Annotated in this window: 10 protein-coding genes, 1 pseudogene and 1 other annotated feature; of the genes and pseudogenes, 8 read left to right on the top strand and 3 right to left on the bottom strand. The window is 60.4% G+C overall.

All coding sequences use genetic code 11. The annotated features are described in order from the left end of the window. Positions 1-81 precede the first annotated feature (81 nt). Complete coding sequence (locus E0473_RS05685; RefSeq protein ID WP_241657344.1) at positions 82-594, bottom strand: MarR family winged helix-turn-helix transcriptional regulator; 513 nt, start codon at positions 592-594, stop codon at positions 82-84. 53 nt (positions 595-647) lie between these two features. Between E0473_RS05685 and E0473_RS05680 the strand changes: the two genes are divergently transcribed. From E0473_RS05680 to E0473_RS05660, 4 genes and pseudogenes are all read left to right on the top strand, one after another. Continuing rightward, complete coding sequence (locus E0473_RS05680) at positions 648-1430, top strand: cyclase family protein (RefSeq protein ID WP_137679834.1); 783 nt, start codon at positions 648-650, stop codon at positions 1428-1430. Positions 1431-1437: 7 nt separating this feature from the next. Further along, positions 1438-3582, top strand: a complete 2145-nt coding sequence (locus E0473_RS05675) for an indolepyruvate ferredoxin oxidoreductase subunit alpha (RefSeq protein WP_137679833.1) — start codon at positions 1438-1440, stop codon at positions 3580-3582. A 22-nt stretch (positions 3583-3604) separates the two neighbouring features. Next, the gene (locus E0473_RS05670) at positions 3605-5089 is read left to right on the top strand and encodes an indolepyruvate oxidoreductase subunit beta family protein (RefSeq protein WP_137679832.1); all 1485 of its coding nucleotides are present in this window, start codon (positions 3605-3607) and stop codon (positions 5087-5089) included. 734 nt (positions 5090-5823) lie between these two features. Continuing rightward, positions 5824-7062, top strand: a pseudogene (locus E0473_RS05660) (IS3 family transposase). After that, positions 6105-6232 (top strand) — a sequence feature (AL1L pseudoknot). It overlaps the preceding pseudogene by 128 nt. Positions 7063-7149: 87 nt before the next feature. On the opposite strand, the gene E0473_RS05655 reads toward E0473_RS05660, so the two are convergent. Together E0473_RS05655 and E0473_RS05650 are read right to left on the bottom strand one after the other, a co-directional pair. Further along, a complete protein-coding gene (locus E0473_RS05655; protein WP_161981527.1) occupies positions 7150-8544 on the bottom strand; it encodes a GGDEF domain-containing protein in 1395 nt (464 codons plus the stop codon). Positions 8545-8551: 7 nt separating this feature from the next. Further along, entirely contained in the window at positions 8552-8695 is a 144-nt protein-coding gene (locus E0473_RS05650; RefSeq protein ID WP_194146754.1) for a hypothetical protein, read from the bottom strand. Between the two features lie 276 nt (positions 8696-8971). Between E0473_RS05650 and E0473_RS05645 the strand changes: the two genes are divergently transcribed. The 4 genes from E0473_RS05645 to E0473_RS05630 all read left to right on the top strand — a co-directional run bounded on the left by E0473_RS05645 (position 8972) and on the right by E0473_RS05630 (position 14572). Continuing rightward, entirely contained in the window at positions 8972-10216 is a 1245-nt protein-coding gene (locus E0473_RS05645; RefSeq protein ID WP_137679830.1) for a putative DNA modification/repair radical SAM protein, read from the top strand. A 56-nt stretch (positions 10217-10272) separates the two neighbouring features. Next, entirely contained in the window at positions 10273-11676 is a 1404-nt protein-coding gene (locus E0473_RS05640; protein ID WP_241657343.1) for a UdgX family uracil-DNA binding protein, read from the top strand. Between the two features lie 128 nt (positions 11677-11804). After that, positions 11805-12029, top strand: a complete 225-nt coding sequence (locus E0473_RS05635) for a hypothetical protein (protein ID WP_137679828.1) — start codon at positions 11805-11807, stop codon at positions 12027-12029. Positions 12030-12286: 257 nt separating this feature from the next. After that, on the top strand, positions 12287-14572 hold the full coding sequence (locus tag E0473_RS05630; protein WP_161981526.1) for a TonB-dependent receptor: 2286 nt from the start codon (positions 12287-12289) through the stop codon (positions 14570-14572). Positions 14573-14655 lie beyond the last annotated feature (83 nt).

Genomic DNA, 14655 nt, shown 5'->3' with positions numbered 1-14655 from the left:
GCCTCCTTATTTGCTTTAGGCCTAAAGCAAATAACTTGCGATTGCAACTTTATTTTTGCGCATGCCGCTGAGGCGGCCGTGTCAGTCGAGATTATGGATGAGGCGGTCGAGCAAGGTCAGCAGAGTGCTGAAGTCGCGGGCGCTGAAGCCCCTTATTATAGTGTCGTAAAGCGGCGCAGTAACTTTGCGCGCTTCATGCAATGTGGTCTCGCCGGCGTCGGTCATGGTTACTTGCTTGACCCGGCCGTCGGCCTCGCTCTGGCTGGTCGCCACCAGTCCTGCCTTTTCCATGCGTTCCACAATGCGCATCATGGTGGACAGGTTGATCACGGCTGACTTGGCCACCTGCCCGATTGCGAGTGGCTGGCTTTCTCCGAGGATCATCAAGACGCGCCAGGTTGGAATGTCGATACCAATCTCGCGCAGAACCGCTTCGATGGCCAGATTGTAACGGCTTGCGGCCCTGTTGAGCATGTAGAAGGGGTAGGCCTCGAGTTGGAAGTTGTCCGAACCGGGGTTCCCGTAAGGCCGCAAATCTTTGCTCAATTTCCAATTCTCCGAATTCGTCACCATCTGAAAATATTTTTGTTGCATATGCAAGTTAATCGTGTGACCTTTCCCTCACCAGACGGAAAAGGAAGAACTCCATGTCCAGCACCGATATCCTTGCCGCACTCGCACAAAATCTGACGGCCGGCCAGATCCGCGTAATCGATCTTACCCAGGAGTTGAGCGAAGACACGCCGCTACTGGTGCTGCCCGAGCCGTTTGGCCAGACAGCTGCATTCTCGCGCGAGGAAATCTCGCGTTATGACGAACGCGGTCTGGCGTGGCACTGGCACAACTTTACCGTCGGGGAGCACACCGGCACCCATTTCGATGCCCCCATCCACTGGGTGACTGGCAAAGATCTGGCTGACAATACGCTCGACAAGGTGCCGCCGCAAAAGCTGGTGGCGCAGGCCTGCGTACTCGATTTCTCGGCCGAATGTGCTGCCGATGCCGATTTCCTGCTCACTCGCGCGCATATCGAGGCCTGGGAAGCCGAGCATGGTGCTATTCCCGCTGGCTCGTGGGTGCTGTTCCGCTCCGACTGGTCGAAACTGCCGGTCGATGCCTACACCAATCGCCGCGAGGATGGTGCTCACACCCCTGGCCCCGATGCGAGCGCGGTGAGCTATCTGGTGGACGAGCGCGACGTGCTCGGCTTCGGGGTCGAGACGATCGGCACCGATGCGGGCCAGGCCCACCTGCTTGAGCCGATGTATCCGGCGCATGCCTTGCTTCACGGCGCTGGCAAATACGGCCTTCAGTGCCTTGAAAACCTCGACCTGCTGCCGCCGACGGGGGCCATCGTGATCGCCGCGCCGCTCAAGATCCGCGACGGTTCGGGTAGCCCGATGCGCGCGCTGGCGCTGGTAAGCGAGTAAACGCTGGATGGCCGAAAGATCATTCAAGTCCGAAGTCGTCAAGCTCACTGCGGGTGTGGGCGAGGTATTCACCGGCGAGGGCATCCTCGCCGTCACCAAGGCGCTGCTGCAATCGGGCGTGGCCTATGTGGGTGGCTATCAAGGCTCGCCCATCAGCCACCTGATGGACGTGTTCGCCGATGCCAGCGATTTGCTGGAAAGCCTCGACGTGCATTTTGAAGCCAGCGCTTCGGAAGCAACGGCGGCGGCGATGCTGGCGGCGTCGGTCAACTATCCGTTACGCGGCGCGGTGGCGTGGAAATCGGTAGTCGGCACCAACGTCGCTTCCGATGCGCTTTCCAATGTCTCTTCGGGCGGGGTGACCGGCGGCGCGCTGGTAATCGTGGGCGAGGACTATGGCGAAGGCTCCTCGATCATGCAGGAGCGCACCCACGCCTTTGCGATGAAGTCGCAGATGTGGCTGCTCGATCCGCGCCCGAACCTCACCTCGATCGTGAATTCGGTAGAGCAGGCCTTCCAGCTTTCCGAGGCTTCCAACACTCCCGTCATGCTGCAATTGCGCGTACGCTCGTGCCACATGACCGGCTCGTTCATCGCCAAGGACAACGTGCGTCCGGCCATGACCGTCGGCGATGCGGCAGCCGCGCCGGTGCGCGACACCGACCGCATCGTGCTGCCACCGGCCAACTTCCTGCACGAGGTCGAGAAGATCGAGAAGCGCTGGCCCGCCGGCATCGATTTCGTGCGCGAAAACAAGCTCAACGAGTGGTTTGGCACCGAGCACGGGGCCCACGGTATCGGCCTGATCGTGCAGGGCGGCCTTTACAACAACCTCAACCGCGCAATGGAACAGCTCGGCCTTGCCGATGCTTTCGGCAATGCGCAGCTGCCGATCTACTGCCTCAACGTCGCCTATCCGCTGATCCCGGACGAAGTGTCTGAGTTCTGCCGGGGCAAGAGCGCGGTGCTGGTGATCGAGGAAGGTCAGCCAGAATTCATCGAGCACGAGCTCAACACTCTGGTGCGCCGTGCCGGCCTCGATACGCGCATAGTGGGCAAGGGCGCTTTGCCGCGTTCCGGTGAATATGGCGCGAAGGTAATTCGCGACGGCATCGCGCAATTCCTGCGTGAACATGCCCCTTCGCTGGCGCGTGCCGATGAGGTGGCAGACCCCTTGCCGGCCGCAGTGGCAACGGAAATTCCCGGCCGTCCGGCGGGTTTTTGTACCGGTTGCCCCGAACGCCCGATCTTTACCGCGATGAAGCTCGTCGAGCGTGAACTGGGGCCGAGCCACGTGTCGGCCGACATCGGCTGCCACCTGTTCTCGATCCTGCCGCCGTTCAATATCGGCAATACCACCATGGGCTATGGCCTGGGCAGCGCGGGAGCTTCGGCGTTCAAGCCTGCCAAAGGTGAGAACGCACGGCGCCCAATATCGATCATGGGCGACGGCGGATTCTGGCACAATGGCCTGACCTCGGGCATCGGCAATGCGGTGTTCAACAAGGACGATGGCGTTACCATCATCGTCGACAACGGCTATTCAGCGGCTACCGGCGGGCAGGATATCCTCTCCTCGCGAGCGCGCAACAAGAACCGCAGCACCAACAACCCGATCACCAAGGCGATCAGGGGCGTCGGCGGCACCTGGATCCGCGAGACCACCCGCACCTATGATGTGCCGGCCATGCGGGACATGCTGCGCGAGGCGCTGACGACCAAGGAAAAGGGCCCCAAGGTCATCGTCGCTCAGTCGGAATGCATGCTCAACAAGCAGCGCCGCGAGAAGAAGGCGAAGGCTGCCGCGCTCAAGGCGGGGCAGCGTGTGGTGCGCGAGCGTTTCGGCGTCGATGCCGAAACCTGCACCGGCGATCACAGCTGCATCCGCCTTTCGGGCTGCCCCTCGCTGACGATCAAGCCCAACCCCGATGCCCTGCGTCAGGATCCGGTCGCCCATGTGGAAAATTCCTGCGTTGGCTGCGGCCTGTGCGGCGAGGTCAGCCATGCCGCCGTGTTGTGCCCGAGCTTCTACCGCGCGTCGATCGTGGCCAATCCGGGCTGGTTGGAGCGGACCATGGCGCGCGTTTCGGGCGCGGTGGTGAACTGGCTGCAAGCAGGCGCCGAGCGCCGCCGCGCCGCGCGTGCATTCTGATACCTGTCTGGAGTTTCGCACAATGAGTGATGCCACCGATCGCATTAGCATCGCCATCCTGGCCCTGGGCGGGCAGGGCGGCGGCGTGCTCGCTGACTGGATCCAGGAAGTGGCTCGCCATGAAGGCTGGCTTGCCCAGGGTACCTCCGTGCCCGGTGTCGCCCAGCGTACCGGCTCGACGGTCTATTATGTCGAACTGGCCAGGGACGACGGTACAGGCCGGACCCCGGTGCTCGCGCAGATGCCGATGCCCGGCGATGTCGATATCGTCATCGCGTCCGAGCTGATGGAAACCGGCCGTGCGCTGCTGCGCGGCTTTTCCACTGCTGCGCGCACCACCCTGATCGGGTCGACCCACCGCATCTACGCCATTGGCGAGAAGCAGGCCATGGGCGATGGGCGCGGCAACGGTGACAAGATCATCGAAGCCGCATTCGAGCGCTCCAGGCGCTTCATCGGTTTTGACATGGAAGCGGCCACCGATCGCAGCGGCAGCGTTATCAGCGCGATCATGTTTGGCGCGCTGGCGGGCAGCGGGGCATTGCCGTTCCCGACCGAGACCTTCCACCGCGCGATCGAGGAAAGCGGTATCGCGGTCGCCAGCAACATGCGCGGCTTCGCCGAAGGGTTCGAACAGGCTCGGGAACCGCTGGCAATGCCCGCCGAAGAGCAGGCGCTTGTGCCGGTTCCAACGACCGCGCAGGGGATCGCGCTGGCGGACCGTATCGCGACTTCTCTGCCCGATGCAGCGCACAATAACGCTCTTCACGGCGCCGCGCGCCTGATGGACTATCAGGATGGTGACTATGCGCAGCTTTATCTCGATCGTCTCGAACGGGTGGCCGCGCTCGACAAGGCGCCGTTCGAACTCACCAGCGAGACGGCGCGCCACCTCGCCTTGTGGATGAGCTACGAGGACACCGTGCGCGTGGCTGATCTCAAGACCCGTAAAGACCGCATGGGCAAGGTGCGCCAGGAAGTGAAGGCGCAGGACGACCAGTTGCTGGCCGTGACCGAATTCATGCATCCGCGTCTGCGCGAGATCTGCGAGACGCTGCCGGCTGGCATCGGAGGGCGCGTGCTGGCAAGCAAGGGTCTGTCAGCCCTGCTGGGCCGCTTCTTCACCTCGGGGCGCCACGTCACCACCACCAGCCTGCGGTGGTACGTGATGCTGCGCGTGGTTGCATCGATGCGAGCCATTCGCCGCACTTCGCTGCGCTACCTGGAAGAGAACGCGCGGATCGAGCGCTGGCTCGGACTTGTGCTCGACCACGCCGTGAATGCGCCTGACGTGGCGCTGGAACTCGTGCGCTGTCAGCGCCTCATCAAGGGTTATGGCGATACGTTCGAGCGCGGGCTGGGCAATTACGAGAAGATCGTGGGATTGCACCAGCGCGTGCCGCAGGACGCAGCCGACCTGCGCCGCTTGCGCGAACTGGCGCTTTCGGACGACACTTGCGAGGCGATCGACAAGGCTACTGAAGTTTGCCAGACCGCATGCAACTAATGGCCAAGTCTACCGAAACACTCCCCATAATGTCTGGATTCTCGCCCGACTACTGCCCGCTGGCTGATTGATATAAATCGCTCCGATTCGAACAGCTTTAGAACTATTGTTTCGACCGTTCCTAAGCTGAAGAATGGCGACAATGTCCTGCAAATCGTCACTCCGCGCCTGTAACGCAGCCATCAGAGCCAGCCGCGCAGCAGTTAATGCAAACAAACTTCAGAAAGACTTCAGATTGGTTCGATGGGCAAGAACGTTGCGCCGCAGCGCTATTCGGCGACCGGCATCTTGGGCGCGTTTCAGTCAACCTAAACGATCTTGCAGAAAAACTGTGCCAGACGAAGAGTTTGCATGGATGCTGTCTAACAGCTTTAGGCTACAAAATGGGGTATTAATTCGGGGAATCTGAGTATGGCTTGACAATTTTATATAATCAATACAGCAACATACTTCCTAAGATCGAATCCCTCCCGCTCCGCCAGATGCCGGATTTCGGCGAACCATGGCGAACCACCGAGAACTAGCTAAGCTGCAGATAAGGCGTCACTATTAGCAAAATTTTTTCGAGCAATCGTTCGCTCAAGTTCGCCAAGTTCGCCACAATGCGCTGCAGGCCGCCGCTGTAATTATGGCTGAACTTATGGCTTGTTTAGGTCTTCCGACGAGGTAGTGTCGCCGCATTGAACCGCCCCGGGATTGCTGGAGGCCCTAACTCCTGAGAGGAAGGGTCTACGATGAGCAAGACAACGAACAAGTTTGCACCGGAGGTTCGTGAGCGGGCCGTCCGCATGGTGCTGGACCACAAAGGTGACCATCCATCCCGCTGGGCGGCGATCACATTCATTGCCGCGAAGATCGGCTGTTCAGGGCTCACGTTGCTGGAGTGGGTGAAGAAGGCGGAGGTGAACAGCGGCAAGCGCGCTGGTGTTCCCACCGAGCTGGCAGACCGCCTCAAGGCGCTGGAGCGTGAGAACCGCGAGCTTCGACAGGCCAACGAGATCCTTCGCAAGGCTTCTGCGTATTTTGCCCAGGCGGAGCGAGCCGAAGGCCTTGGCGCCCGTTCAAGCGATGACCAGCTTCATTGATGAGCATCGGGGTGAGTATGGGGTCGAGCCGATCTGCCGAGTTCTGCCGATCGCCCCATCTACCTACCATGAGCGTGTGGCACAGCGGCGCGATCCGTCGCGCCTGTCGCCGCGTGCCCAGCGGGATCGGGATCTGAAGCCCGAGGTCATCCGGGTCTTTGCCGAGAACTTCGGCGTCTATGGCGTGCGCAAGGTCTGGCGGCAGATGAACCGCGAGGGCTTTGCTGTCGCCCGATGCACGATCGAGTGGCTGATGCGGGAGTTGGGCTTGCAGGGCGTAATCCGTGGCAAGCCTGTGCGAACCACGACCAGCAACAAGGCTGCGCCTTGCCCGCTCGATCACGTCAACCGGCAATTCCATGCCCAGAGCCCAACATGCTCTGGGTCTCGGACTTCACCTATGTCGCAACTTGGGCGGGCTTCGTCTATGTCGCCTTCGTTATCGACGTCTACGCCCGCTATATCGTGGGCTGGCGCGTCAGCAGAACCGCGCATGCCAGCTTCTTGCTGGATGCCCTGAAGCAGGCCATCCACGAGCGGCGTCCGGTTCATCGTGGCGGCCTTGTCCATCACAGCGATCGCGGCAGTCAATATGTCTCGATCAGATACTCCGAGCCCCTTGCCGAAGCCGGGATCGAACCATCGGTCGGCAGTGTCGGCGACAGCTATGACAACGCTTTGGCCGAGACGATCAACGGCCTTTACAAGGCCGAGGTGATCCACCGGCGAGGGCCATCGCAATCGTTCGAAGCGGTCGAATATGCCGCGCTGGAATGGGTCGACTGGTTCAACAACAGGCGACTGCTGGAGCCCATCGGCAATATCCCGCCCGCTGAAGCCGAGGAACGATACTACGCCATGCTGGACGATATCCCCGTGGCTGCGTAGCTTAAAACAAATGGCCTCCGGCAATCCCGGGACGGTTCAAAGGACTGATCCTCTATTGCTGACTTCCAAAACTGGGCCGTCCGCAAGTCATTGCCGGGCGACCAGTTTAAGGGCCGGGCGCGCGACCGAGGAAGCGGCCTCTGGATCCAGCGAGTCGATCTCGCACCGGTCACGTCCAGCGGCCTTGGCGCGGTACAAGGCGCGGTCGGCGCGGCGCAGAAGATCGCTCGTCGTCTCGCCCCCCTCCATCGTTGCCATGCCAATGCTTACTGTGATGGGATCGGTGTCCTTATAAGCGAGCTGGGCGATCGCCAAGCGTATCTTTTCGACCACAAGGAAAGCCGCCTGCGGGTCCATCGGCAGCAGCAGTACGAATTCCTCGCCGCCCAGGCGTGCCGCCCGGCTCACCGAGGGCCGGTTGCGATCCAGACAGGCGGCAACTTCGCGCAGCACCTCGTCGCCGACGGCGTGGCCGAACCGGTCGTTGAAGTGCTTGAAATGATCGACGTCGATGATCGCCACACTAAGTGGAAGCTGCATCCCGTCGCCTTGTGCCACTTTCAGCCACTGTTCGAACGCCCGGCGATTGGGCAGCCCGGTGAGCGGATCTGAAAGTGCCTCGGTCTGGGTAGCCCTTACGACCGAATGCAGGAAGCTGGCGACAATGAGCAGGCCGGCAGCAATCATCAGCAGCCCACTGCTGGTCTGCGAGATGACGGCATAGATCGTGCCCGCAAACTCCCTTTCGGTCATCCCTGTTCCCAGGGCGATGGCAAAGCCCGCCTTCGCCCAGAAGTGCAGGGCCGTAATGATAAAGACGGTTACAAGACACCGATTGAGAAGCGATGGCGTAGTGTGCCGTCTCAGCGCGGCGGCACACAGGATTGAACCGAGAGCGAACCAGCTCTGAAATGAGAGCTGGTACCATATGCCGCCACGCGCGACGTCGATCGTAGCGATACGCCAGATGCAGCCGCCGACCAGAATCGCAGCGGCGCAAGCCCACATCGGGCGGCGGCGATGATAATGCGACAAGGCCAGTGCCATCGTGACCAACGCCGTCAGGAAGCCGACGAAACCGACAGTTTGCATGGCCGCGACGTTCGCGCCCAACCAGATGCCAAGATTGGTCAGCGGCTCAAGCGCGCCGAACACATAGGCGAGTGCGAACCAGCGCGCGCGTCTGACCATCGGATAGGTATGTGCGGTGACCAAGAAGGCCCCCACAAACATCGCGGCGACCAGCAGGTTGGTTAGGATAGGCAGGATGGCCTGGGGCATACTCTCGATGATGGTCCGGTTGGGCGACGCCGCTTTTTGCGAAGCTGGTTCCGCAACTGTCTGACGCAGGATACTTACTTTTGCGTAAATTTCCGCAGCTGCTACAAGTTTGCTTTGTGCATGGCGCTCGGCCGTCTCCTGCAGAATTCGGGCAATGCCTCGTTTACATCGGCGTGAGGTGCCTAAAGCCACGTCCGGCACTACGCAGTTAAAGCTCAGTCGGGCGCTCCAGCCATTCGCGCAGCAGCGACTTTTCCGCCGCGCAAAGTTCTGCCGTGTCATCGACGTGCGCGCGCAGGGCGATCGCGTGGGGCGCCGGGCCAAGTGTGTTCGAAGCTGATGCCTCATCCACGATCGCAGCGATGGCCGCGTAGCAAACCAGTGCTTGAGCCTGGAGTTAGCCATGCGCGCCTCTCTTCGCTTCGCTTCGCTTCGCTTCGCTTCGCTTCGCTTCGCTTCGCTTCGCTTCGCTTCGCTACGTGTCCGTGTGCGATGCCTTCAGCTGCGACTATAGGCTGCGCATCTTCGCCATGATTGACCACAGCGCTACCGATGCAGGAGAAATGATCGGCGGTGAATATCTTGTTGTGACTATTGCAAATTGCTCATCGGAACATATAAAGAACAAATGAGACCGATGCCCATCATCGAAAAACTGCAGATTCTCGCGGACGCAGCTAAATACGATGCGTCCTGCGCATCCTCGGGCACGGCAAAGCGCAATAGCAAGGGAGGCAAGGGCATAGGCTCTACCGAGGGCATGGGCATCTGCCATGCCTATGCCCCCGACGGGCGCTGCATCTCACTGCTCAAGATTTTGCTGACAAACCACTGCGTGTTCGATTGTCATTACTGCGTCAATCGCAAGAGCTCGAATGTGGAGCGTGCACGCTTCACCCCGCAGGAGGTGGCCGATCTTACGCTGAGTTTCTACCGGCGCAATTATATCGAGGGGCTGTTCCTCTCCTCTGGCATCGTCAAAAGCTCTGATCACACTATGGAGCAACTGGTGGAAACCGCGCGTATCCTGCGCGAAGAACACGATTTTCGCGGCTATATTCATCTCAAGACCATCCCCGAGGCCGATCCCGAGCTGATCCATCAGGCAGGTCTGCTGGCCGACCGTGTCTCGATCAATGTCGAACTGCCTACAGATGCGGGTCTCACCCGGCTCGCGCCTGACAAGAATGCGCGGCAGATAGAAGGCGCGATGGGCGGGGTGAAAATGGCGATTGCGCAGGCTCGCGATGAGAAAAAACGGTTCAAACATGCGCCGCGCTTTGCCCCCGCAGGTCAGTCGACTCAGATGATTGTCGGCGCGGACGGGGCGAAAGATGTCGACATCGTCGGGCGTGCGAGCCGCCTCTATGACAATTTCCGCCTTCGGCGCATCTATTACTCTGCGTTTTCGCCCATTCCAGATGCCAGCGCTGTGCTGCCGTTGAAACGCCCGCCGCTCATTCGCGAGCACCGGCTCTATCAGTCGGATTGGCTGATGCGCTTTTACGGCTTCACCCCAAGCGAGGTGATGCAGGCCGCCGACGACGAAGGCAATTTGCCGCTCGATATCGATCCAAAGCTTGCCTGGGCGCTGAAGTTTCGCGAGCAGTTCCCGGTGGATGTTAATCGTTCATCGCGCGAGATGTTGCTGCGCGTGCCGGGTCTGGGAACGCGCGCGGTGGATCGCATCATCGCCAGCCGTCGCCATCGGACATTGCGCCTTAACGATGTGGCGCTGTTCACCGTTTCAATCGCAAAGGTGCGGCCATTCATCTGCGCCGCCGATTGGGCGCCCACTCTGCTCACAGACCGAGCCGATCTTCGCGCGCAGCTGACGCCGGGCGGCGAGCAGCTCGATCTGTTTGCGGCATGAGTAGCGGCGCGGAAGCTCTTTGGCGCGAGCGGCACCATCCGAGTTACGCCATACATATGCCGGCGCCTGACGATTTCGCCTTCTGGCGCGAGAGGGCGCGGGCGCTGGTGCAATGTGACATTCCGCCCGACCGTGTTTCCTGGATAGAGCCGGGCGGGACGAAAAGCCTGTTTGCGGATTCGGAATTTGCTGATGTGCCTGTGCCAGATAGTTCATCCGCTATCGTGCGGGCGAGCAAGGCCTTCCTATCGCTGGCGCGCCAAGCGGCACTGCATTCGGATCCCGACCGTTTTGCGCTGCTCTACCGCTTGCTTTGGCGTCTGCAGGACGACACCCGGCTGATGGAAGACAAGGCCGACTTTGATGTGCGTCGGCTCGACGCGCTGGGCAAGGCGGTGCGGCGCGATAGTCACAAGATGCACGCCTTCGTACGATTCCGTTTGGTCGAGGCGGGCGGACAGGAAGGCGATGAGGCGGGGCACCGCGAACATTACGTCGCCTGGTTCGAACCCGAACATCATATTCTGCGCGCCAATGCCGGTTTTTTCGTGCGCCGGTTTGCCAATATGCGCTGGTCGATCCTGACACCGCGCGGCTCGCTTCACTGGAATGGCGAGGTGCTGTGTGAAGGCCCTGCGGCGCAGAAGTCCGATGCGCCCGATGGCGATCCGACCGAGGATTTGTGGCGGCGCTATTATGCCTCCATTTTTAACCCGGCGCGGCTCAAGATCGGCGCGATGTTGAAAGAGATGCCGAAGAAATACTGGAAGAATATGCCTGAAACCGCGCTCATTCCGGAGCTGGTGGCAGGCGCACAAAAGCGCGAGAGCGAGATGGTCGCGACTGGCGCTTTGGAATTCGACCCTCAGCCCGAAACACTGGAGGCCATCGAGAAGGCCGTTAGCCAATGCCGCAAATGCCCGATCGGCGATCTCGAGAATCATGCCGTGATGGGCGAGGGGCCCCGCAATGCCGATCTAATGATCGTAGGCGAGCAACCTGGCGATCAGGAGGATCTGGCTGGGCGGCCGTTCGTCGGGCCTGCCGGGCAGCTGCTTGACGCTGCATTAAAGGTGGCGGGGATCGATAGGGCCGGAGTTTATGTCACCAACGCCGTCAAGCACTTCAAATTCGTACAGCGCGGCAAAAGGCGACTGCACCAGTCGCCTACGGCAAAAGAAATCGACACCTGCCGCTGGTGGCTCGAGGGAGAGCGAGCGCTGGTGCGCCCGAAGCTGGTACTGGCGCTGGGCGCCTCAGCGGCGCGCAGCCTCCTCGGCAAGACGGTGAGCATTAACAAGGTGCGCGGGAGGGCCATTGCGCTGGAAGATGGAAGCGAGCTGTGGGTTACGGTTCATCCATCTTACCTGCTTCGCCTCGACGGTGATGCGCGTGCGGCGCAGGAGCGGGACTTTGCCGCTGATCTCGCTTCGGTAAGGGCGCGGATGGAGATGGTGTAAGGATAACAGGCCGGAAGTAAATTGGATTATACTATTTAAGTATCTGTTATTTATATTTCAGAGAAAAGAGTTTTGATTATATTTGGCCATTAAATTTGCGGTCTTTTGAGTCACCACAATTCGGCCGTGTGTTTCTCAAGCTGGCTCGCGGCGATAGTGCCTGTGGTTTCGTCCTTGATATCCAGACACCGCAGGTGGCAGCCGACCGGATGGAAGGGCTCAAGGACTCGCCGCAAAGCGCTCCGCCGGCAAAGATTGCTGACGACGTGTTGGCGCTATCGAACGAAGCAGCCGGAGGTAGCGAGATCATCATGGAGGAGGTGATGGCCTGCCCGGTCCGTTTTGAGAGTTAGGATTTCGGCTATTTTCGGCTTGGAAGGAGCTGATGAATGGCGCGGAAGAGATACGCTTCAGGCCGCCCAGCAGAGTGACCAACAGCCGCCGGAACTTTAAGTGACCGGTGGACCGCCCTGATAGGCCAGGTCAGCAGGCCATCGCACCACGCCTCACTTTAACTGGCTGAGACAACGTTGTATTGACCTGAGGCAACGTTGTCTCTATTAGCGCGAAAAATCGCGATTCTCATCGCATGAAACCCAGGGGGAGATATATGAAGGTTACCCAAAGTCTATTGCTGTCGTCGTGTGTTGCTGCGCTGGGCGTTGCAGCTCCGGTCGCCGCCCAGGACAGCCCGCCCGCCAATACGTCGACGGCAAGTCGCGACGTAAGCAGCAACGCCATCGTCGTAACCGCCACGCGCCGTGAGGCGACCCTGCAGGAAGTGCCGGTTGCTGTGTCGGTCGTTTCGGGCGAACTTCTTGACAATTCTGGCGTCAGCGGCGTCGACCAGATATCGCAGGCGGTTCCCAGCGTGACCTTCACGCAAGGTAACAATGAAGGCAACAGCTCACTCAATATTCGTGGAATCGGTACGAACGTCTTCTCGCCAGGCGTTGAGCCGTCGGTGTCGATTGTGTTCGATGACGTCGTGATGGCGCGCGCGGGGCAGGGCTTCCAGGATTTCATAGACGTTCAGCGAATCGAGGTATTGCGCGGCCCGCAATCGACGCTGTTCGGCAAGAACGCCTCGGCCGGCGTGGTTTCGGTCACTACCAAAGACGCCACTGACTACCTCAGCGGCGAATTCGACGCGATGTATGCTGAGGGCAACGAATATCAGGTGCGCGGCTCGGTATCCGGTCCGATCACCGAAGGCGTCGCGGCGCGCGTCAGTGGTTTCTACAAACAATACGATGGCATCAGCGACAACCTCTTCAACGGCGACACCTACAACGGTTATGAATCGTGGGGCGTGCGCGGAAAGGTGCAGATCGAGGCGACCGACAACTTCTCGCTCGAATTCATCGGTGATTATCGAAATTCGGTGTCGACGCCGACCTTCGTGCTGGCGCGGGCGCTCAACCCCGCGGTCGTCGAGGTGAACAAGCCGCTGCAAATCGACCTCACCAACACCGACGTCAACGTGAACACTCCGCCGCGCAGCGATTCCGAGCAGTGGGGCGGGCAGATGAACGCCGAGTACCTGTTCAGCAACGATTTCGTTCTCAACTCCACCACCGCGGTGCGCAGCTATGACTTCCAGAACAACATCGACGTCGATTTGACCTCGTCGCTGACGCCTCCGGCTGACGGCAGCTATTTCCTGTGGGATCTGAACAAGGGTACGAACAACCTCACCCAGTACAGTCAGGAACTGCGCCTTGAATCACCGGACCTTGGCGGTTTCGACTTCCTGATTGGGGCCTTTGCCTATCACGTTGATCTCGACAGAACCTTCCAGCGCCGCTGGGTTCGGCGCGAAAATGGTACCGTGGTACCGCGCAGCGGCCAGTTCAGCAGCAACAACAAGACCACCAACCTTGCAGCCTTCGTCAGCGGCAATGTCTATCTGGGCGACCTGAACCTGTTCGGCGGCGTGCGCGTTCTGCACGAAAAGCTGGAATGGTCGGTGCTGCGCGATCCGGCAGATGTGGTGGTACCCGGTGATATCCCCCTTCCCGGGGCTGCCGGTACCGCCGCCGACTTCAACGGCTCGGTCAGCGACACGGCCGTCACTGGCAACATCGGTGCGCGCTACGATTTCGGCGCGGGCAACGTCTATGCAAGCTATGCTCGTGGCTACAAGGGCGCGGGCGTGAACACCGCCTTCGGCTCGCTCGCAGGCACCGAGCCGGTCGAACCGGAAACGGTCGATGCCTTCGAAGTCGGCGCCAAGGTTTCGACCTGGGACGATGTGTTCTCGGCCAACCTGGCGCTGTTCTACACTCAGTATCAGAACTACCAGGCGCAGGCGCAACGGCCTAACGACGTTGCCTTCGAGCTGGCCAACGCGGGCGAGATTTCGACCAAGGGCGTCGAAATCGAAACTGTGTTCCAGCCGAGCGATCTGACGACGTTCCGCCTCGGTGCGACCTACATGGATGCGAAGATCGACACGTTCCCGGGTGGGCCGTGCTATTCGGGGCAGACCGTAGCACAAGGCTGCGTGAACGGTGCGCAGGATCTGGCCGGCGCCGACCTGCCCAACGCTCCGGAATTCCGCTTGACTGGTTTCGCCCGGCAAACGGTGCCGTTTGGTGACAGCTCGCCGGTCGACGGCTTTGTGCAGGGTAACTTCAGTTACCAGTCGTCAGTCCAGTTTGCGCTGGACCAGAATCCGCTGGCGCGCCTCGACGATTACTGGCTGGTCAACGCCTCGATCGGCATCGAATCGAAGGACGACAATTATTCGATCAGTCTCTTTGTGCGAAACCTGTTCGACCAGAATTTGCCGCAGGCTGTTGGTTACTCGACTAGCGCAGGTGGACGTGTGACCGCGCAGGTGTGGCGCAACCAGGAGCGCTACTTCGGCCTGCAGGGGCGTTTCAACTTCTGACCTCATCAAGTGGGCGGTCACCTCTCCTCTCTCTGACCGCCAACATGATAAGGCGGCGGCGGCAACAGTCGCCGCCGCCTTAC

It is taken from the genome of Aurantiacibacter suaedae (assembly GCF_005434915.1).
Taxonomy (GTDB): Bacteria; Pseudomonadota; Alphaproteobacteria; order Sphingomonadales; family Sphingomonadaceae; genus Alteraurantiacibacter; species Alteraurantiacibacter suaedae.
Note: the sequence above shows the minus strand (reverse complement) of the source record. Positions and strands in the feature narration are given on the sequence as shown.